At 60.4% G+C, this 25,765-nt stretch carries 24 protein-coding genes; 16 read left to right on the top strand and 8 right to left on the bottom strand.

From position 1 onward, the window contains the following. From BM438_RS09745 to BM438_RS09730, 4 genes are all read left to right on the top strand, one after another. The coding region (locus BM438_RS09745) for an amino acid ABC transporter ATP-binding protein (protein ID WP_093634038.1) at positions 1-513 on the top strand (513 nt) is incomplete at its 5' end. A 157-nt stretch (positions 514-670) separates the two neighbouring features. After that, the gene (locus tag BM438_RS09740) at positions 671-1,519 is read left to right on the top strand and encodes a transporter substrate-binding domain-containing protein (protein WP_054033536.1); all 849 of its coding nucleotides are present in this window, start codon (positions 671-673) and stop codon (positions 1,517-1,519) included. A 113-nt stretch (positions 1,520-1,632) separates the two neighbouring features. Continuing rightward, positions 1,633-2,172 carry a gluconokinase gene (locus BM438_RS09735; RefSeq protein ID WP_244179320.1) on the top strand — a complete coding sequence of 180 codons (540 nt, stop codon included), beginning with the start codon at positions 1,633-1,635 and terminating at the stop codon, positions 2,170-2,172. Positions 2,173-2,191: 19 nt separating this feature from the next. Then, on the top strand, positions 2,192-2,947 hold the full coding sequence (locus tag BM438_RS09730) for a glucose 1-dehydrogenase (protein WP_093634086.1): 756 nt from the start codon (positions 2,192-2,194) through the stop codon (positions 2,945-2,947). Positions 2,948-3,021: 74 nt separating this feature from the next. On the opposite strand, the gene BM438_RS09725 is transcribed toward BM438_RS09730, so the two are convergent. Continuing rightward, a complete protein-coding gene (locus tag BM438_RS09725) occupies positions 3,022-3,954 on the bottom strand; it encodes a LysR substrate-binding domain-containing protein (protein ID WP_093634036.1) in 933 nt (310 codons plus the stop codon). Positions 3,955-4,300: 346 nt separating this feature from the next. Between BM438_RS09725 and BM438_RS09720 the strand changes: the two genes are divergently transcribed. From BM438_RS09720 to BM438_RS09680, 9 genes are all read left to right on the top strand, one after another. Further along, complete coding sequence (locus BM438_RS09720; RefSeq protein ID WP_093634035.1) at positions 4,301-5,542, top strand: aromatic ring-hydroxylating oxygenase subunit alpha; 1,242 nt, start codon at positions 4,301-4,303, stop codon at positions 5,540-5,542. Positions 5,543-5,610: 68 nt separating this feature from the next. Continuing rightward, a complete protein-coding gene (locus BM438_RS09715; RefSeq protein WP_167378358.1) occupies positions 5,611-6,603 on the top strand; it encodes a flavin reductase family protein in 993 nt (330 codons plus the stop codon). A 242-nt stretch (positions 6,604-6,845) separates the two neighbouring features. Then, a complete protein-coding gene (locus BM438_RS09710) occupies positions 6,846-9,263 on the top strand; it encodes a GcvT family protein (RefSeq protein WP_093634033.1) in 2,418 nt (805 codons plus the stop codon). A 61-nt stretch (positions 9,264-9,324) separates the two neighbouring features. Next, complete coding sequence (locus BM438_RS09705) at positions 9,325-10,074, top strand: electron transfer flavoprotein subunit beta/FixA family protein (RefSeq protein ID WP_093634032.1); 750 nt, start codon at positions 9,325-9,327, stop codon at positions 10,072-10,074. A gap of 21 nt (positions 10,075-10,095) precedes the next feature. Next, positions 10,096-11,052 (top strand): electron transfer flavoprotein subunit alpha/FixB family protein, encoded by a 957-nt coding sequence (locus BM438_RS09700; RefSeq protein WP_093634031.1) that lies wholly within the window; start codon positions 10,096-10,098, stop codon positions 11,050-11,052. 37 nt (positions 11,053-11,089) lie between these two features. Then, complete coding sequence (locus BM438_RS09695) at positions 11,090-12,136, top strand: ABC transporter substrate-binding protein (protein ID WP_093634030.1); 1,047 nt, start codon at positions 11,090-11,092, stop codon at positions 12,134-12,136. A gap of 162 nt (positions 12,137-12,298) precedes the next feature. Next, positions 12,299-13,117: an ABC transporter permease gene (locus tag BM438_RS09690; RefSeq protein ID WP_425270731.1), complete on the top strand. Its 819-nt coding sequence runs from the start codon at positions 12,299-12,301 to the stop codon at positions 13,115-13,117. Next, positions 13,114-14,055, top strand: coding sequence for a quaternary amine ABC transporter ATP-binding protein (locus BM438_RS09685; RefSeq protein ID WP_093634029.1), 942 nt, complete (start codon positions 13,114-13,116; stop codon positions 14,053-14,055). The genes BM438_RS09690 and BM438_RS09685 overlap by 4 nt, the downstream gene beginning before the upstream one ends. Then, positions 14,052-14,468 carry a dihydroneopterin aldolase gene (locus BM438_RS09680; RefSeq protein WP_093634028.1) on the top strand — a complete coding sequence of 139 codons (417 nt, stop codon included), beginning with the start codon at positions 14,052-14,054 and terminating at the stop codon, positions 14,466-14,468. The genes BM438_RS09685 and BM438_RS09680 overlap by 4 nt, the downstream gene beginning before the upstream one ends. A 68-nt stretch (positions 14,469-14,536) precedes the next feature. Here BM438_RS09680 and BM438_RS09675 read toward each other — a convergent pair whose 3' ends face one another. The 6 genes from BM438_RS09675 to purU form a co-directional block, all read right to left on the bottom strand. Beyond that, positions 14,537-15,436 (bottom strand): bifunctional 5,10-methylenetetrahydrofolate dehydrogenase/5,10-methenyltetrahydrofolate cyclohydrolase, encoded by a 900-nt coding sequence (locus tag BM438_RS09675; RefSeq protein WP_093634027.1) that lies wholly within the window; start codon positions 15,434-15,436, stop codon positions 14,537-14,539. A 69-nt stretch (positions 15,437-15,505) separates the two neighbouring features. Continuing rightward, entirely contained in the window at positions 15,506-16,099 is a 594-nt protein-coding gene (locus tag BM438_RS09670) for a sarcosine oxidase subunit gamma (RefSeq protein WP_093634026.1), read from the bottom strand. Next, entirely contained in the window at positions 16,092-19,091 is a 3,000-nt protein-coding gene (locus BM438_RS09665) for a sarcosine oxidase subunit alpha family protein (protein ID WP_093634025.1), read from the bottom strand. Before BM438_RS09665 ends, BM438_RS09670 begins: the two co-directional genes overlap by 8 nt. After that, positions 19,078-19,389 (bottom strand): sarcosine oxidase subunit delta, encoded by a 312-nt coding sequence (locus BM438_RS09660; protein WP_093634024.1) that lies wholly within the window; start codon positions 19,387-19,389, stop codon positions 19,078-19,080. The genes BM438_RS09665 and BM438_RS09660 overlap by 14 nt, the downstream gene beginning before the upstream one ends. A 12-nt stretch (positions 19,390-19,401) precedes the next feature. Beyond that, the gene (locus tag BM438_RS09655; protein WP_093634023.1) at positions 19,402-20,652 is read right to left on the bottom strand and encodes a sarcosine oxidase subunit beta family protein; all 1,251 of its coding nucleotides are present in this window, start codon (positions 20,650-20,652) and stop codon (positions 19,402-19,404) included. A gap of 36 nt (positions 20,653-20,688) precedes the next feature. Further along, positions 20,689-21,561 carry a formyltetrahydrofolate deformylase gene (gene purU / locus BM438_RS09650; RefSeq protein ID WP_093634022.1) on the bottom strand — a complete coding sequence of 291 codons (873 nt, stop codon included), beginning with the start codon at positions 21,559-21,561 and terminating at the stop codon, positions 20,689-20,691. A 414-nt stretch (positions 21,562-21,975) separates the two neighbouring features. Between purU and BM438_RS09645 the strand changes: the two genes are divergently transcribed. Further along, positions 21,976-22,662 carry a TetR/AcrR family transcriptional regulator gene (locus tag BM438_RS09645; protein ID WP_244179318.1) on the top strand — a complete coding sequence of 229 codons (687 nt, stop codon included), beginning with the start codon at positions 21,976-21,978 and terminating at the stop codon, positions 22,660-22,662. Positions 22,663-23,040: 378 nt separating this feature from the next. Then, complete coding sequence (locus BM438_RS09640) at positions 23,041-24,090, top strand: porin (protein ID WP_093634020.1); 1,050 nt, start codon at positions 23,041-23,043, stop codon at positions 24,088-24,090. A gap of 853 nt (positions 24,091-24,943) precedes the next feature. Here the strand turns inward: BM438_RS09640 and BM438_RS09635 are convergent. Further along, the gene (locus BM438_RS09635; protein ID WP_244179317.1) at positions 24,944-25,303 is read right to left on the bottom strand and encodes a DoxX family protein; all 360 of its coding nucleotides are present in this window, start codon (positions 25,301-25,303) and stop codon (positions 24,944-24,946) included. A gap of 263 nt (positions 25,304-25,566) precedes the next feature. On the opposite strand from BM438_RS09635, the gene BM438_RS09630 reads away from it, so the two are divergent. Further along, complete coding sequence (locus tag BM438_RS09630; protein WP_244179316.1) at positions 25,567-25,692, top strand: TetR family transcriptional regulator; 126 nt, start codon at positions 25,567-25,569, stop codon at positions 25,690-25,692. The last annotated feature ends 73 nt before the right edge of the window (positions 25,693-25,765 follow it).

The raw sequence follows: 25,765 nt of genomic DNA, 5'->3' as shown, positions 1-25,765 counted from the left end.
AATGCTTACCGCAGCCGTGTCGGCTTCGTGTTTCAGCAATTCAACCTGTTTCCGCATCTGTCGGTGCTGGACAACATCACGCTTTCGCCGATGCGGGTGCACGGTCTCAAGCGCGCGGATGCGGAACGTAAAGCGACGGATTTGCTCGCACGCGTCGGTCTGTCGAACAAGGCCAGTGCGTTTCCGCCGCAATTGTCCGGTGGCCAGCAGCAGCGTGTCGCGATTGCGAGAGCGCTGGCGATGGACCCGCCGGCAATGCTGTTCGATGAGCCCACCAGTGCGCTCGATCCGGAGATGGTCGGCGAAGTGTTGAGCGTGATGAAGAGCCTCGCGCAGGAAGGCATGACGATGATGTGCGTCACGCACGAGATGGGGTTTGCACGCGAGGTTGCCGACCGCGTCTGGTTTATGGACGCAGGGAAGATTCTCGAAACGGCGGAGCCGGAAGAATTCTTTTTGCGCCCGAAACACGAGCGGGCGAAGCGATTCCTGTCCGATCTTCGCTCGCACTGAGGCAAGCATTGAAGCAAGCAAGGCGGTATGGCTTTCGCGGCACAGATACAGGTTCAGATTCAGGTTCGGGTTCGGGTTCAGGTTCGGGTTCAGATTCGGTTTGACCACCGTTGATCAGCAGTCGATTGCTTTACACATAAACTTCAGGAGCATCACGATGCAGGTAAAGAAGATTTTCGCGGGGATGTTGGTCGTTGGCGGCGCGGTTGCATCGATTGCCCCGGCACATGCTGATCAATTGGCCGATATCAAGGGCCGCGGCGAGTTGAGCTGCGGTGTGTATTCGAACGTCGAGCCGTTCTCGTATCCGAACGCGCAGACGCGCCAGCTCGAAGGCATGGATGTGGACCTGTGCAATGCGGTGGCAAAACAGTTGGGCGTGAAGGCAAAACTCGAACCGTTGGCTGTCGAGGCGCGCATTCCGCAATTGAAGCTGGGGCGTGTCGACATTGTAGTTGCCAATCTGGCCTACACCAAAACCCGCGCTACGCAGATTGCCTTTAGCGACTCGTACTACTCCACCAAGGAAGTCCTTGTCGTGAAGAAGGCCGACGCGAGCAAGAAACTGACCGATTTCGCGGGCCAGAAAATCAGCGCTGCCGATGGCTCCACGTCTGCGCAGTCGATTCCAATTTCGATCAAGGATGGTCAGGCGGTGACGTTTCATGATACCAGCTCGGCGTTTCTGGCACTCGAGCAGAACAAGGTCAAAGGCTTCGTGACCAATCAGATGACTGCCACGAAGATCGCAAAGCAGGTGGACGGCACGGACGGCGCGGTGGCGATTGCGTCGGAGCCGATGCTGATCGAGCCGATCGCGGTGGGCTTGCGCCAGAACGAGCCGGCCATGCTGAGCGCGGTCAACAAGGCTTTGGCTTCGATGGAGCAGAGCGGCGAGATGAGCGGTATCTTCAACAAGTGGCTCGGACCGAAGACGCCTTATGGCCTGACCCGGACCGACAAGGTCACGCCGATCGACCAGCTCAAGTTCACGCCGGTGTCCTGAAGCGGAAAACGTGTGATGCAGCGGCACGCTTTCATCCGCGCGCCGCTGCCGATTGAATGGCCGGCGCGATTCAGTAGATTGCGTGCCGGGACAACGTGGCTGGGTTGTGGAACGTGACACATAAAATAGTGGTGATGGGCGTGTCGGGCTCGGGTAAGTCGACGCTTGCACGCGAGTTGGCCGTGGCGCTGGAGGGCGTTTTCATCGAAGGAGACGAGCATCACTCCGTGGAAAGCCGTGACAAGATGTGTCACGGAATCGCGTTGTGCGATAGTGACCGCGAGCCGTGGCTGGACCGTCTCGCCGAGCAGGTGGATGATATGCATGGGACGGTCGTGCTGTCCTGTTCCGCGTTGAGACGTCGCTATCGGGAGCGCATGCGCGCGCGTGTTGCAGGGCTGAGATTTGTGTTTCTCGACATCGCGTTGTCCGTGGCGGTTGCACGGGTTTCCGGGCGGCTGCATCATGAGTTTCCAGCGACTTTGGTGGCCGATCAATTCGCAACGCTTGAGTCACCTGTCGGTGAAGTTGGTGTGCTCCATCTTTCTGCTTTGCAGGACGGCGCGTGCAGTCTGAGAGCGGTCGTGCAATGGCTGAGCGAACCGCATAGTGCTGGATGGAAGTCGGACGAATTAGAGTCGAAGAGGAGTTGAGTTGAACAACAATCTGAAGATGTTTGATCTGTCGGGGCATCGTGCTCTGGTTACCGGGTCGAGTACGGGTATCGGTTTTGCGCTGGCCAAAGGGTTGGCAGGTGCCGGCGCTGAAGTGATTCTGAATGGCCGCAACCCGACCAGGCTGGCAGAGGCTGTCGGCCGTTTGCGCGATGAGGGCGCGACCGTTCATGCCGCAAGTTTCGACGTGACGTCGGCCACTGAGGTCGACACGGCGATCGCCGATATCGAACGCGAAATCGGTGCGATCGACATTCTCGTCAACAACGCGGGCATGCAACGCCGTGCGCCGCTCGAACAGTTTTCCCATGCGCAATGGGAAGAGCTGATGAAGACCAATGTCGACAGCGTGTTCCTGGTCGGTCAGGCGGTCGCGCGGCACATGATCGCTCGCAAGCGCGGCAAGATCGTCAACATCTGTTCGGTGCAAAGCGAACTGGGCCGTCCCAACATTGCGGCCTACACCGCGAGCAAGGGCGCCGTCAAAATGCTGACGAAGGGCATGGCGATCGACTGGGGCCAATACGGCATCCAGGTCAATGGTCTGGGGCCGGGCTACTTCAAGACGGAACTGACCGAGACGCTTGTCAGGGACGAGACCTTCAGCAACTGGCTGACCGGGCGCACGCCGTCACGGCGGTGGGGCGACGTGGAGGATCTGGTCGGCGCCGCGGTGTTCCTCGCGAGCGACGCGTCGAATTTCGTGAACGGCCATATCCTTTACGTGGATGGTGGCGTGACTGCCACGCTGTAGTGCGTCGATCAGACTGTGACCGCCCTCGATATTGCTGCCAGCAACTATTGCGACGAGCCCTGGTCGCATCGGCGTCAGGCAGCGGATTGCGCTCCCCAGCTATTGTTGGTGTCGGCGGCGTACTCGATCAGCGTATCGAGCACCTCTTTCGTCGCGTGGCTGAGTTCATAATTGTCCGCCGTCACGATGTACTCGGACAGCCGGGTGCGCACACTGATATCGAGCGGCCTGACGAGGCGCCCGTCCTCGATCATTTCCGTGCAGCCATAGGACCAGGCGAGCGCGACACCTTTTCCGGCACACGCCGCGCGGTAAGCCAGATCGAAATTGCTGACACGGATCGAGCTGTGATGATCGCGCGGCTCGACGCCCGCCAGTTCGAACCAGTCGTCCCAGCAATTGCATACCGACAGACCGGCCTCAACGTCGATCAGCACTTCGTTCTGCAAATCGCATGCGCTCTGGATGGCGTGTTGTTCAAGATAAGACGGGCTGCAGACCGGAAAAATTTCCTCATCGAACAGCTTGTATTTGACGAGGCCGGGCCAGTGGCCGTCTCCATAGTGGATAGCGAGATCGACGGCCTCACGGCGCGGATCGACCGGCTGATCGCTGGCGAGTACGCGGATATCGACTTCCGGATGGCGTTCGCGGAACCGGATGATGGCCGGCATCAGCCAGAAGCTCGACATCGCCACGCTCGCAGCGATCGTCACGCTGGTCGATTCGAGATTCTCGATGATGGCCACCGCGCGGCGAATCGACATCAGGCTTTGCGCGATTGCCTGTTGAAAGACCATGCCGGCTTTGGTCAGCTCGATTTCGCGGTGCCGCCGATTGAAAAGCGGAACGCCAATCCTTTCTTCCAGCACCTGAATCTGCCGGCTCACCGCACCTTGCGACAGGTTCAGTTCTTCGGCCGCGCGCGTGAAGCTCAGGAGCCGTGCCGAGGCTTCGAACGCGCCAACTGCGTTGAGGGGAGGCAGACGTTTCCTCGGCTTGATCATCGTGCTTCCCTGTGAGAACGGCGGCGTTTGCGAGCGTTCCGCGTCCTGTCGGTCACGCTTTGTTCAGAATGCTGTCATGAAAAAACGTTAGTCAAAAAACAATTCGACTGGAATCCGGGTAAATCCTCACCAAACGCCCTCGTCAGTGCCCACATTTGTTTCGCCAAGAGTACAAGCATTGTCGCGCGCGATGCTCTTGCATGCAAAAACACATGTCAGGCATCAGTAAAAATGGCTTGTCCCGTCAAAATTGGAGTCCTCTAATTGACACCAAGCCCAGAGAGGGCCGTCGCTGCCGCATACCTCAGGGTGCACATGGGATTTTCTGGAAACATCAGGATGGGACATGTTCGACCATAAAAAACTCGACGCTTTGCTGGCGGCCTATACGCCGGGACGCCCTCTTGAGCAGGCGTTTTACAAGGACGCGGAACTATTCGAGGCGGATCTCGCACTCATCTGGCAGCGAAAGTGGCTGTTTGCCGGCTTGAGCTGCGAGATCAGGCAGACCGGCGAGTGGTTCACGGTGCAGATTGGCGAGACGTCGGTTGTCGTCGTGCGGGATCGTGCAGGTGCCGTGCGCGCCTTCTTTAACACCTGCCGTCATCGAGGCTCGCGCATCTGTGCGGGTGAGAAGGGTAAGTCAGGCGCATTCGCCTGCCCGTACCACCAATGGACCTATGGCCTCGACGGCAAGCTGATGTTCGCGCGCAACATGGGCGAGTCGTTTGACCTGTCGGCCTTCTCCCTGAAGCCGGTTGCGTGCGAGGTCGTAGCGGGCTATGTGTTTATCTGCCTGTCCAGTACGCCCGACGATTTCAGCGGCTTTCGCCGCCGCGTTGAACCGTACCTCGCGCCGCACGGCATCGAAGATGCGAAGATCGCCTACGAATCCACGATTGTCGAGAAAGGCAACTGGAAACTTGTACTCGAAAATAATCGCGAGTGCTACCACTGCAGCGCCAATCATCCGGAATTGCTGCGCACGATTTCCGAGTTCGATGGTCCGACCGATCCGCGCTATGGCGGCGAGTTTGCGGCGAAGAGCGAACGCGACGAGGCGCGCTGGAGGCAGGTCGGCCTGCCGTACGCGCCCGTCGAAGAAGAACCGGTGTATCGGATGGTGCGAGCCGCGCTGGAGCGGGGCGTGTCTTTCACGATGACGGGTGAAGCGGCCTGCAGCAAGGTCATGGGAATGCTTCCCGAGCGGGACGTCGGCGCGTTGCGTCTGCTGCGTTTCCCCAATACGTGGAATCATGCGCTGGGTGATCACGCGCTGGCATTCCGTCTCTTGCCGCTCGGCCCGCGCGAGACACAAGTCACGACAAAATGGATCGTGCACAAGGACGCGGTCGAAGGCGTCGATTACGACCTCGACACGCTGACCAAAGTCTGGAAAGCGACCAACGCACAGGATCAGCGACTGGTCGAAACGAATCAGCTCGGCATCAATTCAATTGGCTACGAGCCAGGAGTCTATTCGGAACAGGTGGAGTCCGGCGTCATGGCATTCGTGGACTGGTACATCGATGCACTCAGAGAAGGCCTCGCGCAGATGCCGAGGACCGTGTCGCTCAAGGTGTGTTGACAGTGGCCGCGAAGCAGGCAGGCTCTTTACCGTCAACGCGCGATGATGGCTTCTTCATGGCGCAGTGCGTGGCAGTGGCCGACGAATCCGTGAACGTCAAAACGTTCGAATTCGTCACCGTTGACGGAAGATCGCTCGACTATGCAGCGGGGCAGCACATCACAGTTGAAGCGCCGACCTTCAGCGGCATTCTGTACCGCTGCTACACGTTGTCGTCGACGCCGACGCGCGTAGGGCGCTTCGCGATAACGGTGAAAGCCGCGCCTCATGGCCCGGTGTCCACATGGTTGCATCAGGAAATCGCGCCAGGCGCTCGCCTTCGAATCTCTGCACCATCGGGCGCATTTATCGCTCCTGAAGCAGCCGGAGGCGCGTGTTTATTCGTCGCTGGCGGCGTGGGCATTACACCGCTCCTGTCGATGACAAGGGCGTTATACGACGCGCGCGCCGAGATCGATCTTATCTTCCTGCAATGTGCGAGCACGCAGGAAGATCTTCTGTTTCGCAAGGAACTGGAGCAGATGGCGGCATCCTGGCCGAGTCTGCGAGTCAAGCTGACGGTGTCGCGCGAGGCCGCTGTACCGCTTCTCGCCGGCCGGCTTGAACGCGCCAGATTGGCCCAATGGATTCCCGATATCGCGAAGCGCACGGTTTATTGCTGCGGGCCCGATGCATTCATGAAGACTGTCTACGAGGCTGCGGTGAGCCTTGGCGTTGCGCCGCAACGGTATCACCAGGAGAGTTTCGTGCTGCCGCCCGCCGCGAGCGCGACCGCGTTCGAAGCCGTAGTGCCGACGGCGCAGGTCAGTGTGATGCTTGCAGCGTCCAGACGCGAGTGTGTCGCGTCAACGAACGATGTGCTGATCGACACCGCCCAATCCGTGGGCGTCGTGATTCCGAGTGCGTGCCGCGCCGGTATGTGCGGCACCTGCAAGACACGTGTGATTGCGGGCCAGGTCGAGATGGCACACAACGGCGGCATCACCGATGAAGAGATAGCAGAGGGATGGATCCTGACCTGTTGTGCACGCCCGCTAACGGACATAGAACTGGACTGTTAGGCTGACAGGTTCGATTCTATGGCGAATGAATTCGTCAAACAATCAGTATGCCTAATGTCATTGCAGTGCGGTTTTTCACATGCGGAATTGCATGAAAACCATGTTCTAAATTCGTTTGAGAAAAGAATTAACGCTTCTTAGCATGCATGTCACACGCGCTAAAGCAATCAATCGCGACATGATGGACGAGATGCCGGTTCTGTCGCTTTTCGATACACGCACACACGAATGAAAGGGAATTCATGAAAAGTCATTGTCAGGTGGCGATTATCGGCGGAGGTGTGGTTGGCGCCTCGGTGCTGTACCACTTAACGAAATTCGGCTGGACCGACGTCGTGATGCTTGAGCGCAAGGTTCTCACCGCGGGGTCGACATGGCATGCGGCCGCCGGCTTCCATGCGTTTAACGGCGATCCCAACGTCGTCAGGCTGCAGAGTTACACGATCTCGCTCTACAAGGAAATTGAGGAAGAGGGCGATCAGAATGTCGGCCTGCATGTGCCTGGCGGCATTACCATGGCGGCAACACCTGAGCGCTGGGAGTTTCTGCGCACCGAGTGGTCACGGCACCGTTTCATGGGTCTCGACACCGAGTTGATCACGCCGTCCGAGATCAAGACAATGTGTCCGCTCGTCGACGTGAGCGAGGTGAAGGGAGGCCTGTGGGCGCCGAACGAAGGTCACCTGGACCCTTACGGATGTACTCAGGCCTATGCGCGCGCCGCGCGAAGACGCGGCGCGGAGATCTATCAGCATACGCGGGTAGAGGCGCTCGAACCGCGCGCAGATGGCAGCTGGACGGTCATTACCGATCAGGGGGTGATTCATGCCGAGCATGTGGTCAACGCGGCGGGACTGTGGGCGCGGGAAGTCGGCGCTATGGCTGGCGTGAAGCTGCCGCTCATTCCGATGGAACATCACTATCTCGTCACAGAAGACATTCCGGAGCTCGTTACGCTCGGACGGGAGATACCGGTGATGGTCGACCTCGATGGCGAAATTTATATGCGCCAGGAACACCACGGCGTTCTGTTCGGCGTGTACGAGAAGCGCTCGACACCATGGTCGCTGGACGGCACTCCGTGGGAATACGGCGAGACCGATTTGTTGCCGCCGCGGCTCGAGCGTATCGAAGACGAACTGATGCGCGGCTTCGAACGCTTTCCGAGCGTGGGGAACGCCGGCATCAAACGCGTCGTCAATGGGCCCTTCACATTTACGCCGGACGGCAATCCGCTCGTCGGCCCCGTGCGCGGTTTGCGCAACTACTGGGCGGCTTGTGGCTGCATGGCGGGCTTCAGTCAGGGTGGCGGCGTCGGCCTGGCACTGGCGCAGTGGATGATCGAGGGCGAACCGCAAGACAACGTGTTTGCGATGGATGTGGCGCGTTTTCCAGACCTCACACAGACCTACGTCGCGGCCAAAGCGCGGGAATTTTACGAGCACCGTTTCTACCTCGCGCGGCCGAATGAGCAGTGGCCCGCGGGCCGCCCACTCAAGACCACGCCGCTATACGACCTGCAGGAGCAGGCGAATGCCGTATTCGGTGTCAACTACGGACTTGAAACGCCGATGTGGTTTGCGCTGGCCGGCCAGCCCGCTCATGAAACGCCAACGTTTCGCCGGTCGAATGCCTTCGAAACCGTAGCCGCGGAATGCCGCGCCATTCGCGAGCAGGTGGGTCTGTTCGATGCAAGTGGCTATGCGAAGTACGAAATCAGCGGACCTGGCGCCGAACTGTGGCTCGACCGGTTGTTCGCCAGTCGTCTGCCCGGGGTCGGCCGTGCCCGGCTTGCGCCGCTCCTTTCGCCGTCGGGCCGTCTCAAGGGCGATCTGACGATTCTGCGGCTCGCGGCGCAGCGGTTCCTCGTGACGGGGTCCGGGTACCTGCAGGAGTGGCATCTGCGCTGGTTCGAGGACCATCTGCCGGTAGACGGAAGTGTGCGCATCGACAACCGCAGCGAGTCGCTGGCGATGCTCGCGATCGCCGGTCCCAATGCAAAGGCACTGGTTGGCGAAGTCTTCGGCAACGCGGCAATTGCTGCGGCCCAGCGCTTCATGTCGGTCGCCCGGATCGATGCGGGCTTTGCCCCGGCGTGGATCGCACGTCTGTCGCTGACCGGTGAACTAGGCTATGAGATCTACGTCGAGAACCACTATCTGCGCAGCGTCTACCAACGGTTACTCGCGGCGGGCGGTACTTTCGGGCTGCGTCAGTACGGCGTGTGGGCGTTGCTGTCGACGCGCCTCGAAAAGGGCTTCGGCATCTGGTCACGTGAATTCGGCCCCGAATACACGCCGGCCATGGCGGATCTCGAACGCTTCATCGCCTTCGACAAGGGCGACTTCATCGGGCGCGAGGCCGTGCTCGCGCAACGCGGCGTGACGCCTGTGCATCGGCTCATCACATTCGAAATCGATGCTGTCGACGCAGACGCGAGCGGTTTCGAGCCGGTCTGGGTGGGCGACGCGGTTGCGGGCTACACCACATCGGGGGGGTATGGCCATACGACGGGCAAGAGTCTCGCCATGGGTTACGTGAAGAGCGAATACCTCGTCGGTGCGAACGCATTCGAGATCCAGATTCTCGGCGAGCGCCGGCCGGCAAGGATACTGACAGCGCCAGCATACGATCCGGATGGCGCGCGTATGCGCGGGTAGTACGACGGCCTCGGCGCATGCCAGCCGTGGGGGCAGCGATCATTCAATGAGCAGGGTGACTATGAAAATCGTGGTGGCAGTCAAGCGCGTGATCGATTCGAACGTGAAGCCGCGGGTGCGCGCGGACCAGACGGGAGTCGATATGACGAACGTGAAGATGTCGATGAATCCATTCGACGAGATCGCCGTCGAGGAAGCCGTGCGCCTGAAGGAAGCGGGTGTCGCGACCGAAGTGATTGCTGTGTCGGCCGGTGTTGCCCAGGCGCAGGAAACACTGCGTACGGCGCTGGCGATCGGCGCGGATCGGGCAATCCTGATCGAGTCGAATGAAGAAATTCAGCCGCTGGCGGTAGCCAGACTGCTGCATGCGGTCATCGAGCGAGAAAACCCGCAACTCGTGATTCTCGGCAAGCAGGCAATCGACGACGACTCGAACCAGACCGGTCAGATGCTAGCAGCGCTGACAGGCTGGCCGCAGGCCACCTTCGCGGCGAAGGTGGATCTGGTGGATGGCGCGGCGCTCGTTTGCCGTGAAGTGGACGGCGGTACCGAGACTGTGTCGCTCAGTTTGCCCGCCGTCATTACGACGGATCTGCGTCTGAACGAGCCGCGCTATGTAACCTTGCCTAGCATCATGAAGGCGAAGAAAAAGCCACTGCAGACACTGACGCCCGGCGAGCTCGGCGTGGACGTGACGCCCCGGCTGAAAACGCTGAAGGTCGTGGAGCCGCCCAGGCGTGCCGCCGGTGTCAGGGTGCCGGACGTGCAGACTTTACTCGACAAGCTTAAGACTGAAGCCAGAGTGATCTGAGCAGCACGAGGAGACAATGACATGACGATTCTGGTTATCGCCGAATACGACGGTGGCGCGATCAAAACTTCAACGCTCAATGCAGTGACTGCGGCGGCGGTAATCGCCACGTTCACCGGCCAGCCGATTCATTTGCTGGTAGCGGGCTATCAGGCACAAGGCGTCGCTGACGCCGCGTCGAGGATCGCTGGTGTGAGCCGCGTATTGCTCGCCGATGCGCCGCAACTCGCGGCGGGACTGGCGGAGAACCTTGACGCGACGGCACTGGCGTTGCTGCGCCGCGAGAGCGGGATTTACTCGCATGTGCTGGTGGCCGCCACCGCCTACGGCAAGAACATCGCGCCCCGCCTTGCCGCCAGGCTCGATGTCGCGCAGATCAGCGACATCATCGCGATCGTGGGAGCCGATACTTTCGACCGGCCGATCTATGCTGGCAACGCTATCGCCACCGTGCAATCGTGCGATCCGGTCAAGGTCGTCACCGTGCGGACCACGGCGTTCGATCCCGCCGCCGATGACGGCGGGGGCGCGACGGTGGAGAGAATCGAAGCGGCACCGGATACCGGCATCTCACGGTTGGTCAGCCGCGAGTTGACCAGGCAGGACCGGCCTGAATTGACGTCCGCGGCTATCGTCGTCTCCGGCGGCCGGGGACTCGGCAGCGCGGAGAACTACGCGAAAATACTCACGCCATTGGCGGACAAGCTCAACGCCGCACTCGGCGCCTCTCGCGCCGCGGTGGACGCAGGGTTTGTCCCGAATGACTATCAGGTTGGTCAGACGGGCAAGATAGTCGCGCCGCAATTGTATGTGGCCGTGGGTATTTCCGGCGCGATCCAGCATCTCGCAGGGATGAAAGATGCCAAGGTCATTGTTGCAATCAACAAAGACCCGGAGGCGCCGATTTTCGCCATCGCGGATTACGCGCTCGAAGCCGATCTGTTCGTCGCAGTGCCCGAGATGACAGCCGCGTTATAACAACCACTCGTAGTCCGCAAAGGGAACGGAGAAAAACATGTTCAACTGCATCGCAAGACGTATAGTCGTCGGACTCGTGTTGGGCGCGGCCGCTCTGGCGCAGCATGCCCATGCCGCAGCCACGGATTCTGCCTGGTGTGCATCTGGCAAGCCGGTGAAATTCGCCGAAATGGGCTGGGACAGTGCCAGATTCATGACCGAGGTGATTCGATATGTGCTCGAGAAGGGCTACGGCTGCAAGACCGATCAGACACCGGGCACCAACGCCATTGCCCTGCAAGGCGTGGTGATGAACGACCTGAACGTGATGGTCGAATACTGGTCCGGACGCACGCCGGCATACGAAAGCGCGGCGCGTGAGGGCAAGGTCAGGATTCTCGGCTCGCTGATCTCTGGTGGCAGCGTGGAGGGCTATTACGTGCCGGAATACGTCATCAAGGGTGACCCTGCACGAGGTATCAAGCCGCTCGCGCCGGAGTTGCGGAGCATTACTGATCTGCCGAAATACAAGGGTCTGTTCGCCGACGACGAGGACCCATCGAAAGGACGGCTCTATAACTGCCCGATTGGCTGGCAATGCGAGGCGGACACGGTGCAGAAGATGAAAGCCTACAGGCTCGACAGCGCGTTCACCGACTTTCATCCTGGTTCCGGGCCAGCGCTCGATTCGGCCATTGAATCGGCGTACACGCGCGGCAAGCCGATCCTGTTCTACTATTGGGAGCCGTCGACGATCCTTGGCCGTTTCAAGGCCGTCCGTCTCGTCGAGCCCGCGTTCAACGAAGCCTGCTGGAAAACCATCAACGGCAGCAAGGATGGGAATCCGTGCGGATCGGCCTCGCCGCCCACGGCGCTGCGCATTGTGGTGTCGAACGCGCTGTACTCGGCCGATCCGCAGATCGTCGGACTCTTCGAGAAAGTGCAGTTCCCGATGGAATCGATCAACGCTGTTCTTGCACGCATGGCAAGCGCAAAAACGCCGCCGCGCCAGGCCGCGATCGAGTTCCTGAAGGCCAACCCCGATATGCTGTCGCACTGGGTCCCGGCCTATGTGTCGAGCAGGGTACGCAGCAGTCTGCAGTGACATTGCACGCGGTGCGCGCCGGAAACGGTCGCGCTCTTCCGTGTATCGCCTCGGATGGATGCCGGCGCCGCCATGCTGCGCTGGCGCGACTCACAGTACAGGTGCCATGTGAATGGAATATTCTTGCAACTCAATCTGGGCGACCCGATCAACCGCTTCTTCATGGGGCTCGTGGCGCAATATGGCGACCTGTTTCACCGCATCAGCGCGCTCCTGCTGGGCTATGCGCTCAATCCCGTCGAGACGATGCTCAAGGGTGCGCCGCCGCTTGTCGTGATCGGCGTGGTAGGCGCGATCACCTGGCTCGGTTCGCGCAAGATCGCACTCACGGTGCTGCTCGCCGCGATGACGTACCTGATAGGCTGCCTCGGGCTATGGGACAAGCTGATGCAGACCTGCGCGATCATGCTGACCGCGATGATCCTGACGGTGCTGATCGGCCTGCCGCTCGGTATCGCAATCTCGCGCAGCCGCTGGTTGGCTCGAGTGATCAATCCGATCCTCGACATGATGCAGACACTGCCTTCGTTCGTGTATCTGATTCCGGTCGTGATGCTGTTTGGCCTCGGCCGCGTACCGGCGATCTTCGCTACGATGATTTACGCGTTGCCACCCCTGGTCCGGCTGACTGATCTTGGCTTGCGGCAGGTGCCGGGCGACGTGCTCGAGGCCGCGAGGGCCTTTGGCGCGACCCCAGGCCAGCAACTGCTCGCGGTGGAACTGCCGCTCGCGTTGCCTTCCATCATGGCGGGTGTCAATCAGGCCGTGATGATGTCGCTTGCTATGGTCGTCATTGCGTCGATGATCGGTGCGCGCGGACTCGGCGAGGATGTGCTTGCGGGCATCAACAATCTGGATATGGGACAGGGTGTAGTCGGCGGCGTGGCAATCGTGATTCTGGCGATCGTATTCGACCGCATCACCCAGTCGTTCGGCATCGGCAAGCGCGCGCGGCGCGGTCAAAGTGAGAGTCTTCGATGAACATTTCTTCGCTGCGTAACGTTGCCCGTAGTCTCGAATCCGGTAAGACGCTGCTGAAAAGCGCGGTGCCATCTGCCGTGGAAACCACAAACTCGGCAGGGTTCGCCGCTGCGGCCGAAACCACGGCGCTGCTCGAATTGCGCGGGCTTTACAAGGTGTTCGGACCGCATTCGCGGCAGATTCGCGAGGCACTTGAACAGGCCCGGGCAGGCATAGCCAAGGAACAGATTCTTTCCGCGACCGGGTGCAACGTCGCGGTGCGCGATGTGTCGCTATCGGTGTATCCGGGTGAGATCTTCGTCATCATGGGGCTCTCGGGTTCGGGCAAGTCGACACTCGTGCGGCACTTCAACCGTCTGGTCGAGCCGACCGCGGGACAACTGCTGTTTCGCGGCACCGACGTACTGAAGCTCAATGCTCGGCAGTTGCGCGAAATGCGGCGCTTCCACATTGGCATGGTCTTTCAGAGCTTTGCACTGCTGCCGCACAAGACCGTGCTGGAGAACGTGACCTTCGGGCGCTGGATTCGTGGCGACGACGCGGCGGCGTCGCGCGAGGCGGCACGCGCGTGGATCAATGGCCGGCTCGGTTTGCAGGGCTACGACGATCGCTATCCGGACGAGCTTTCGGGCGGCATGCGTCAACGTGTCGGGCTGGCCCGTGCGCTCGTTGCCGAACCTGACGTGCTATTGATGGACGAAGCCTTCAGCGCGCTCGATCCGCTGATTCGCGCGGAAATGCAGGACATCCTGCTCGAAATGCAGGCCGACCTGCGGCGCACGATTGTCTTCATCACGCACGATCTGGACGAAGCGATGAAGATCGGCTCGCGTATCGCCATCATGAAGGATGGCGCAGTCATTCAGGTCGGCACACCCGAGCAGATTCGCACGAATCCGACGAACGACTACGTGCGGCGCTTTGTCGATGCCCGATGACGCCTGGCTCGTTTCTACACGAATACGCCGCTGATGCGTTCGATGCGCCGTTGAACGACACGCTGCTGTGCGAATGCCGGCGCGTATTCGTGCGGGGCTGGCACCCGGGTCCGAAAGCGGCAGCACTGCGTGTGGACGTCAGTTTGTATGTTCCGCTCGCGGATTCTCCGTCGACGTTCGACGATCTCGCCGATGTGGTCGATTATGAAGCGGTGTATCACATCCTGCATCTGCATCCTTTCGTAGCTGCGCGGGAATACAGCCGTGCAGTCGCGGCAGACCTGATGAACAATCCCAGGATCGCTGCCGTGCGGATCGCGATACACTTGCCTTTCGTCGCGCCAGTCGACAGCTATTTTCTACGTGACGCAGATTCAGCGTTTGCGACAGCCGCGACGAGAACCGCGCCTTGACACGGACAAATGGCAGGGCGGGTCTACGAGACCAGGCGCCGGCCACGGCGCCACTTGCACCTATGGTTTTATCGGACCACCGTTTCTGGCACAAGCTGGCGATCGATGCCGTTCTGGTGACATGCAGCAAGCACGGTATTGCGAAGCAGGCAAGCGATCGTCATGGGGCCCACTCCGCCTGGGACCGGCGTAATCGCGCCGGCGCGCGAAGCGGCCGATTTGAAGTCGACATCGCCTACCAGCCGAAACCCTTGCTGTTCCGAACCGGTCCGGTTAATGCCGACGTCGATCACCGTCGCCCCTGGCTTGATCCAGTTCTCATTCACGAGTTCGGCGCGACCTACGGCGACAAACAGGATATCGGCCTGGCGGCATATTGCTTCGATGTCACGCGTACGCGAGTGCGCGATCGTCACGGTGCAGTTTTCCTGCAATAACAAAACTGCCAGCGGTTTGCCAACAATGTTGGAGCGGCCTACGACCACCGCATGAAAGCCCGCCAGCGACTCGCCCAGCTGTTGTTTCGCGAGCATGACGCAACCCTGCGGCGTACAGGGCACGAGAGCGTGTGGCGCGCCGTTCAGCAGGCCACCGGCATTGAGCGCATGGAAGCCGTCCACGTCTTTTTCAGCCGCGATTGTCGCGATCACCCGTGCTTCGTCGATATGGGCGGGCAGCGGCAATTGCACGAGGATGCCGTGTACCACGGGGTCGTCGTTCAGCGTGCGAACGAGTGCGAGCAACACGTCGCTCGACGTGTCGGGCGGCAGGCGGTGCTCGATGCTGCGAATGCCCGCCTCGCCGGCCTGGCGAATCTTGTTGCGCACATAGACCTGGCTGGCCGGGTCCTCGCCGACCAGCACGACCGCGAGAGCGGGCTGAATGCGATGCAGCCCGGTCAAAGTCGTGACTGCTGCACGGGTGGCCGCATTGAGGCGCGCGGCGCATGCCTTTCCGTCGATGATCATGGGGATGAGGAGTTCAGAAGTAAAAGGGCTGTTCGGTTAGATACAAGGCTGAATAACAGACCTACACCGTCATGCCTGGCCAGGCAAGAATTCGGCCGCGGCGTCGATCAGCCAGTGCACCAGAAATGCGGCGTAAGAGGCATCGACGTAGACCAGATAGTCGTTGTTGCCCCGATGCAGAAGCATCGTCGGTAGACTGGCGAAGCGTGTGGTGACAGCGCGTCCGACGGGACAGGCCGCAGCGGAAAAGTCGATTGCGCAGCCTTTGGCAAGCAGCGATGCCGAATCTGCGCCACTCACCAGGAACCCGGTGCGGCTGTCGGAGATGAGCGTGGCCGTCGCGAAGCGGCCGTCGCATGCTGCGCGCAATGCGCGCAGATGCGCTTGTTCATCGTCGAGCGGGCAGAAATAGAGCCATTCGGTCGGTCCGGACCACGCAAGACAGGTTTCGCCGCGCGTGGCGAAACGCTCTGGCGTGGGCAGCGCCAGGCCCGTGGCGTCGCCAATGGCCTCGGCGAAACCGGCGTCATGAGTATCGCCTTGCAGTCGAACGATGCCGCCAAGCGGCTGTTCGTCGACGCAAAGCGTCGGGCCGCGGACGGGAAACCGCTCAGGTGGCGCCCATTGGCGTGTCACGTAGATTGCTGCTTCGAGCTTAGCCATGCAGACGCTCTCCCTGCGGATCAAAATGGGCGGGCGGCACGACGCGCGCGGTCGTCACTTTGCCCTTGGCATAGATGTGGACCTGCTCGCCGAGGCGAGCGGAGCCGTTGCGCAGAATGCCGAGGCCGATTGCCTTGCCGAGCATCGGACTGATGCAGGCGGCAGTTACGTAACCGTGGGATTTGACCGGCATGTGCGGCGTGGCTTCGTCGATAAAATGGCCGCCCACCGGCAGCGGCACGTCGGGCACTATCGATTCGAGCCCCACGAACTGGAGGCGCGCGTCGCCGCAATCGGAAGCCCGTTGCAACGAGCGGCGCCCAATGAAGTCGGTGGTCTTTTTGTCGATGATCTTGCCCCAGCCAATGTCGAGTGCGTTGGAGCTGCCGTCGGTATCGCTGCCGATATGCAGGTAGCCTTTCTCGGTACGCATGACTTCAAGCGCCTCGATGCCGTAGGGTGTGATGCCAAACTCGGCGCCCGCGTTGCTTATGCATTGCCACAGGGACTGCGCGTAACGCGCGGGCACCGACACTTCGAATGTAACCTCGCCGGTAAAACTCGCCCGCAAAATGCGGGCGGGCACACCTGCAAAATGGCCGGAGCGGAACTGCATATGCGCGAAGGCGTCTGCGTCGAAATTGATATCCGACTCGATCTTCTGCAACACCTGTCGCGCCTTGGGACCCGAGACGGTGACGTTCGCCCATTGCGTCGTCACGTTGGTGACGTGTGCGCGCAGTTCTGGCCACTCGCACTGCAGATACTCTTCGAAAAGCAAAAAGACCCGTGCTACCGCGCCGCTCGTGGCGTGCACGAGAAAATGATCGTCGGCGAGGCGAACGATAACGCCGTCGTCGATGAGGACGCCGTTGTCGTTGCTCAGCATCGCATAGCGTGCGAAGCCTGGTTTGAGCGTCGCCAGATTGTTGACGTAGACGCGGTTGAGAAGCGCGGCGGTGTCTGGCCCCCTGAGTTCGATCTTGCCGAGCGGCGAGCCGTCGAACAGGCCGACGCCGTGGCGCACGGCCAGCACCTCGCGCAGCGTTGCCGCGGCAATCCCTTCGTCTTCGCGCGGATAGTATTCCGGTCTGCGCCAGCCGTAGTCGCCGAAATGCGCCGCCTGTGCCGCGTGCCAGGCGTGGGCGGGCAACGTCTGCCACGGTGCGTAACGTTCGCCGACGGTCGGCCCGGCAAACGTGCCGAGCGTGACAGGCTGATAAGGCGGGCGGAATCGGGTCGTGCCGACCTGCGGTATCGGCTTGCCGGTCAATTCCGCCATCACGGCGAGAATGTTGAAGTTGCCCGACTTGCCCTGATCGATGCTCATGCCGCCGGTCGTATAGCGCTTCACGTGTTCCACCGACACGTAGTTCTCGCGAAGCGCGAGTTCCACGTCCGACACCTTGACATCGTATTGAAAATCGAGCCACTGTTTGTCGGTGCGGGCGCCGCGTGTGTACCAGTACGGCTCGATGCGCAACGTCTCGTCGAGGCCGGTATCGACGACAGGCGCACCGGTCGACAGGTCGTGGGCGCCGCCGGACGGCTCTGCCATTTCCCGGCCGGCGCGCGCTCCGTCGGCGAGGCAGCCGGCCAGTGTGAACTTCCCGTTTGCTGCGCCGACGACGCGCACCTGCTGCTCACAACCGTCCGGCACGAGGCACAGATTCGCTTCGTCGTAGCGCAGCTTGCCGCCGGCCTGGCTGAAAAGATGCACGGTCGGGGTCCAGCCACCCGACATCGCGAGCAGATCGCAGGGAAGGGTGACGATGGCGGCGCCCAGCTGCCCGCCACCGAGGTGTCGTGCGAGTCGTACAGCTGTGATCTTGCGACGCCCTTGAGTGGCGACGATGCCATGTGCCGGATAGTGAGTGATGCCTCGCTCGTGAAGACACTGCTGCAGCTTCTCGTCGACGTTCGCCCGCGTATCGACGACCGAAAGTTCGCGCACGCCGGCTTCGTGCAGATCAAGCGCGGTGCGATATGCGTCGTCATGGTTCGTCAGGATCACCACGCGCTGACCGCACACAACGCCGAAGCGGTTCACATAGGCACGTACCGCCGCCGCGAGCATCACGCCGGGGCGGTCATTGTTCGGAAAGATGAGTGGCCGTTCAAGGGCGCCTGTGGCGAGAATGACCGCTGAGGCGCGGATCCGCCACAGGCGCTCACGCAGCGTGCCAGTGCGATCTTGCGCCCACACGGGAGCGGCGATGCGCTCTGCGGCAGCCAGAAAATTGTTTTCGTAATAGCCGCTGACCGTGGTGCGAGTCAACAGTTGTACGTTCGGTAGTGCCCGCAGTTGCTCCACGACCCGTTCAACCCAACGGCCTGCCGATTCACCGTTGATCCGCATTTGCTCGTGCAGGAGCGCGCCGCCGAGTGCATCACGATCGTCGACTAGCACCACGCGTACGCCGCGCTGCCCGGCCGCGAGCGCAGCCGAAAGGCCAGCCGGGCCGCCGCCGCAGATCAGCACATCGCAGTGGAGATTGCGCTTCTGATAGGTTTGCGCATCGCGGGAGGTCGGGGCTTTGCCGAGCCCCGCGATTCTGCGTACCACACGCTCATACATATGCCAGTTCGGCCAGATCATCGACTTGTAATAGAACGAAGCCGGCAAGACCCGTTGAAACAAATCGAGCAAGCCGAGCAGATCCCAGCGAACTGAAGGCCACGCGTTCTGGCTGGTGGCCCGCAGGCCGTCATAGAGCGTGACGAGGGTGGCACGCGCGTTAGGTTCGTCCAACCCGCCCGCTTCGAGTTGCACCAGTGCGTTGCATTCCTCGACGCCTGCGCTGAAGACGCCGCGCGGCCGGTGCAGTTTGAAACTGCGACCGATAACGTCGATTCCGTTAGCCAGTAACGCGGAAGCCAGGGTGTCGCCTTCAAGGCCAACGTAGTGACGTCCGTCGAACGTAAATCCCAGTGGCTTGCGCGCGACTCCCGCGGGCGCATCGTACGGCGCAATGCGCTTACGCTGCTTCATGAATGCCTCCCTGCAAAGTCCTATCCTGGACGCTTGCGCGCGCTATCGGCAGGACGCGCGTGATCGTGTGGCTCGCCGTATCGCGCTCCACACCGAACCAGCGGCGGCAGCCGAACGTATGTCGCCAACGTTCGAGCGCCGGGCCACGCACGTTGTCGCGCGTGAACAGATAGTCGGCCCAGTCTTCATCACTCAATTGCTGCGGATCAGCAGGACGCGTGCGATCAAACGGACCGCTAAAGGTGAACTCTTCCTCGTCGCGGGTAGTGCCGCAGTAGGGACACGGAATGCGTAACATGCGATTCTCCCTTCAATGGTCGACGCCAGCTGCGGCCGCTTCGTTGATGAAGCGGCCGCTGGCAAAGCGATCGAGTCCGAATGGTGCGATCAGGTGGTGAGGGTGATCGTTCGCGATGGTGTAAGCGAAGGTGTCGCCACCGGCCGGAATGGCCTTGAAGCCGCCGGTGCCCCAGCCCGTGCTGATGTAGAGGCCGCTTACCGGTGTCTTGCCGACGATGGGACTCGAATCAGGAGAAATGTCGACAATGCCGGCCCACTGGCGCATCAGCTTGAGGCGGCTGAAAGAGGGAAAAAGGTTCAGCACCGCGCTCAGCGTATCCTCCAGGGCGGGGAGATTGCCGCGCTGGCCATACGAGGGGTAGCCGTCGGCGCGCCCGCCGATCAGGATTTCGCCGCGATCCGACTGGCTCACATATGTGTGAACGACCGGCGACACCACCAGTCCGCCCAGTGCTGGCTTGACCGGCTCACTGACCATGGCCTGCAGCACGCCGCTGGTAATCGGCAGCGTAATGCCGGCCATTCTCGCGAGCAGCGAAGAATGACCGGCTACTGCGATGGCCACTTTGTCCGCCGTGATCACACCACTTTTCGTCTCGACGCCGCGCACCCGGTTGCCGGAACGGACGATCCCCGTCACCTCGCAGTTCTGCACGATGTCCACGCCGAGCGCGTCGGCCGCACGCGCATAACCCCACGCGACAGCATCATGGCGCGCTACGCCGGCTCGGCGCTGTACGAATCCGCCGAGAATCGGGAAGCGGGCGCCGGCGCTGGTGTCGAGCAAGGGCATGAAGTCCTTGACCTGGTCGATATCCATCATCTGCGCGTCGATGCCCTGCAACTGGATCGAATTCGACCAGCGCTCCAGCATGTCCATCTGATGAGGACTGTGAGCAAGCGTCAGCGCGCCACGCTGGCTTAGCATCACGTTGTAGTTCAGTTCACGGCTCAGGCCTTCGTAGAGGCGCAGTGAATGCTCGAAAAAATTGGTGCTTTCGGGATAAAAGTAGTTCGAGCGGATCGCCGTGGTGTTGCGCCCCGTATTGCCGCCGCCGAGCCAGCCCTTTTCGAGGATGGCGACATTCGTAATGCCATGCTTTTTGGCGAGGTAATAGGCCGTGGCAAGACCTTGGCCGCCGCCACCGATGATCACCACATCGTAGTGCGCCTTGGGCGGCCGGGTGTGCCACGCCGGTGCCCATTTGCGATGCCCTGACAGTGCATGTTTGGCGATAGCCCAGAATGAATATTTTTCCACGCAATACCTCAGGAGCGTGACGCCGGACGGCGTCGCTTACAGAATCACAGTACGATTGCCGTTCAGAAAGATGCGGCCTTCGCTGAACAGACGCACCGCGCTGGCGAGCGCCACCGCCTCCGTGTCCTGGCCAACGAGCACCATGTTTTCTGCCGTATAGGCGTGGTCGATCGGCTTGACTTCCTGCGCGATAATGGGGCCTTCGTCGAGGTCTTCAGTCACATAGTGTGCCGTTGCGCCGATTACCTTGACGCCGCGTTCGTGCGCCTGGTGATACGGCCGCGCCCCCTTGAAGCCTGGCAGGAACGAGTGATGGATATTGATTGCGCGGCCGGCGAGGCGGCGGCTCATGCCGTCGGACAGGATCTGCATGTAGCGGGCGAGTACCAGCAACTCCGCATGCTTTTCGTCGAAAAGTTCGAGAATTTTCGCTTCCTGCTCCGCCTTGGTCGCCGGCGTGACCGGAAGATGATGGAAGGGGATGCCATACCATTGCACAAGGCCACGACAATCGTCGTGGTTCGAGACCACTCCGACAATGTCAACCTTGAGTGCGCCAGCCCGCCACTTTGTGAGTAGCAGGTTCAGGCAATGATCGTATCGTGACACGGCGATGAGCACTTTCGGCCGGTAATCCGCACGCCGGATTGCGAAGCTCATGTCCAAGTCCGACGCGAGTTCGGTCAATGCATCATTCAAATGATCGATCGAGGATTTCAGCAACTGGTCGTTGAACACCATCCGGGCGAAGAAAGTCCCGGTTTGCGGGTCACCGTAATGGAATGACTCGGTGACGAAGGCGCCTTGCTCGAAAAGCAAACCCGAGACCTTCGAGAGGATGCCGAGCCGGTCCGGGCATCGGAAGGTAAACAGGTACTGCACGGAAGAGGAGTCGTTTGCATTGGTCATGTTTGCGGTCCTGCCTGGTCCCATGCACATGGGCTGCGATGATTAATGAGCCGCATTGATTCGGAGGGAGCGGCGCTTCCTGGCAGTGACAGGGACGTGCTGGACAACCAGCGCGGTGCAAGACCGGTAACAACTAACAATAAAAAGTTATTGTTAGTTGGCGAGCGGAAGCGACCGGCGCCGTCTTGCTGCGGACGGCATCGGTCGACTCCTCGCAGCCACACCGCAATGTCTCTGACTCTGCGTATGGCGGCAGTATAGGCGTCGTGTTCCGAATAAAACAATAAAAATTTAATGTTACTTGTTTGTGAATTGTGTCGGCACCTTTCCTGGTGTGAGGTTTGGCGCGGTGTTACATGGTCTTGATGACAAGGTAGAATGGGCGGATCGCAATCCGAGTCCAGGAAACACAGCGTGCCAACACTTGCATCCCGACCGGCGTCTTCGCGTAGAACGCAGGAAGAGCGTAGTCATGCCACGCAAAGCCGGATCATCCGGTCAGCGCTCCGGTTGCTGGAAAAGAAGGGGATTCAGGGCGCCAATCTGCAGGACATTGCTCGCGGAGCCCGGGTGACACTCGGGGCGTTGCAGCATCATTTCGGCAGCCGGCAGGCATTGATGGAGCGTCTGATCGATGAGGTAATGGCGCCCCTTTCCGACGACAGCAGCGTGTGGCCGTCGCCGGCGCTTCCTCTGGAAGAGCGGGCAAAGGCATTCGTACACGCGGCGTGGCATTCCATGTACGGCGCTCCCAGCTACGTCGCTGCGTGGAGCCTGTTCTTTGGCTGCAAAGCTTCGCCGGAACTGTTTGCCCGCATCGGGGCCGGCCGTGCACGCAACGACCCGGTATTTTTCGACCGTTTCGTCGAGCATTTCCCCGAAATCGTGGCTTCCTGTCCGGATCCGCGCCATTGTGCCGGCCTCGTATTCGCGAGCTTGCGCGGAATGGGCGTGCTGAACGTATTTACGGTGTCGACTGAAGAAATCGACGGTCAACTGCAAATGCTGAGCTGGATGATTATTCAGGCCGGCACGCCTGCGAAATCTGGGTGCGCGACTGCCCCGAAGCCCGCGCGCAAGTCGCGAAAGCCCGCCGCCTGAAGCCGCAGGTCAGCGGCGCCGATACTTTTGCCAGTCAAAGTGACGGGCTAGCCGTCGGGGCGTGGCATGCAAAAACTGATGCAAGGCATTCGCTTTTTTCGATTGCCCCATTTGTTTTGGCTAACTCTAATTCGCTTGCGGGCTGAGCGGACGTCATATCCGACCGCAGGCCGGTTAGGTCATCGCGACGTCTAACAACCGGCGAACAATATCCGCTTGATGGGGGAGGGGCGGGTTAGTCCTGGAATCCGGAATTGACTCGAATCACCCTTGTCAGGCTGGTTATTCCGCAGGGACATGACTGAAGAATCCGGATGCCTGACGCAATGGATTGTCGTAGCAAAAGCCCTGGTCTTGATTTAATAATAAGGATTACATATGAGTAAGAAAATCGCTTTGGCTTGCGCTCTTGTCTTCTGTGGGGTGGCCCATGCGCAATCATCGGTGACGCTCTACGGTTTGATCGATGCGGGCATTACCTACACCAACAACCTGACCGGTTCCGCAGGAAACGGCAGCGCGCTGCAGTTTATCTCCGGCTCATCGCAAGGAGACCGCTGGGGACTGAAAGGAGCCGAGGATCTCGGCGGGGGAACCAGGCTGGACTTTGTGCTCGAAAATGGATTCGTGCTCGCCAACGGCAAGCTCGGGCAAGGTGGCCGCATGTTTGGGCTTCAGTCATACGTCGGCTTGTCAGGACCGTGGGGCGCGTTGACCATGGGACGCCAGTACGACCTGATCGGCTGGATTTTCCCGGCCTATGCCGTGGCATCGAATACGCCTGCCGGATTGCTCGCGTGGAGCCTGCCAACCAACGCGGCGGGCGGATACACGCTCGACAACCGCGTGTGGGGCGACGAAGTCGACAATTCGGTCAAGTACATGTCGCCGAATTTTGGTGGATTTTCATTTGGCGCGATGTACGGCTTTGGCAATATCGCTGGCTCGTTAGGGACCAACAGCAGCACCAATTTCTCTGTCAGCTACGATCATGGGCCGTTCAGCGCAACACTGGCATACATGGCGATTCACAATGTTACGACCTCGGCAAATTCGGTGGAATACGCTGCGGGCGCCGCGTATATGATCGGCAAAGTTCGAATATTCGGGCTCGTCACCGACGTTCAACTTTCCGGCGGAGCAAAGCAGCGAGCGACAACGTTCGAAGGAGGCGCGGCCTATACGCTGCGACCCGATCTCTCTCTCGCTGCCGGCTATCAGTTCCAGAAACGTAACAACGACGTGGGAAGCGCGAATCAATTGACGTTGAGCGCGGACTATTTTCTTTCAAAACGGACGGACGTCTATCTCATTGGCGCGCTTGGCCACGATTACGGCTATGGTGCTCAGGTTCAGGCCGGCTATGGGTCAGTATCGAGCACGTCGACTCAGGTTGCGGCGCGCATAGGTCTGCGCCACAAGTTCTAAGGAAGGTCTTATGGGGGCGCCTCCCTGATTGCAAGTGCGCGCGGGATTACACCGAACACCCCCTGATACGGGACGCAACAGGCAACGATAGCGACAGGTTAGACTGGTACCAGGCGGACTCGAACATCCACTCGAACACCCATCAGGCGCTACGGTCTCTGTATTCGCCGCATCCCGAATGGAGTCCTGCTGCGCGGTTATTATCCGGGCCCGGGCGCAGCAACGACATCGCCCAACGAGGCTGATGGCATGGACTCCCGCCGATACACATCGTATATATTTCGTCCCGGCAACTCAGGAGGCGCATTACGAACCAGCACAAGCCCCTTCAAACCCTCTTGCCAAAATGCGCAAGTCCTTATAGATAGGTGTCTGGCACGATCCAGACCGCAGCTAACCGAACGAAAGCCCGGGTGCGGTTCGAATCCGCAAGGAGGATGGTAACGGTTGGGGTGCCATTGCGAGGTGCGGTAGCGATGGACGGACGCAGTAGTTGACGCCGTACAATCCGGCAACATTTCACTCTCAAAGCGACATCTGCTGCGCGCTGCGCTGTATCGCAAACAGCTAGCAGCGAGAGATCTGTAGCCTGGCGCGAATTCACCGGACTTGCCCAGAATTCGTCTACGCTGTTTCAGAGCGATCAACAGTTATGCTAATGATCTGTCAGAATCCGGCAAGTTGACAACGCCGTTCAGATTAGTGAGCAGTCGCGCGGCCGTACGGATTCGCGGAACGGCAGAAAGTTTGGCGGGGAGGGACGAAATGGCATTCGAAGGAGTAATGGCAGGGATAGGCGGGTCGGCACTTTGCGCCTTACGGGTAGGTGCCATAACAGCGGCCGTGGTGACTTTCAGCGCGGGGCTACGGGTCGCGCGCGTCGCCCCCACAGAACAAGTGAGGCGAGTGCAAGGAAGATCAGGTTAACCGGAGCCACGGCGAGCTCGCCTCTCCACGCATGAAACACTAGCGCGCAAATTTGAAGTGCAACGCAGCCGAGCGCCGCCAGTACGGTAAGCCCCGGCCGGATCCGTAACAGAGCAGGCAGGAATATGCCGACGCCACCGGCGATGTCGACGACGCCGAGCGCTCGTACGACGATTTCGGGCAACTGTCCGGTCCAGGGCCACATAGCAGCAAGTTCGGGAATCGGTTCTGACAACTTGATCCATCCGATCACTACGAAACCTGCAAAGATGACGGCTTGCGCCATCCAAAGGCCTACATTCAGGAAGCTGCCGGAACGAGACGGTGCAGCGGTTGAGGAGGGCGGCATCGTCGATGATCTGTTTCAATAGGGTTAGAAACACGAATGGAAGATTGCGTAGAGCATAGCTCACGCGCCCGATCGGACTTCCCTTCTAAACAATAGCGGATACTGTCGTATCGTTATGTCGAGGAGATTGAGTCTCATGAAGCAACGGCCCGTCTCTTAGGGAAAACTGCTCGCACGTAAGGGCGGCGATCCTGGATGCTGTGCACGAGGCGTTTCTGGAGCTGGGCTATGAAGGCGCGAGCACGGAGGGTATTGCAGCTGCCGCGGGAGCGTCCATCATGACGCTGTACCGGCATGCCCGCAGAAATGGAGGACCCTTTCGATGAACGAGTCAATAAATAAACGCCAAGCGCTTTGTGTTCGGAGTCTTCAGGTGACGATGAAAACTGACCGCCGCCA

The organism is Paraburkholderia aspalathi, assembly GCF_900116445.1.
GTDB classification, from domain to species: Bacteria; Pseudomonadota; Gammaproteobacteria; order Burkholderiales; family Burkholderiaceae; genus Paraburkholderia; species Paraburkholderia aspalathi.
This window is presented reverse-complemented; position numbering and strand designations above follow the sequence as displayed.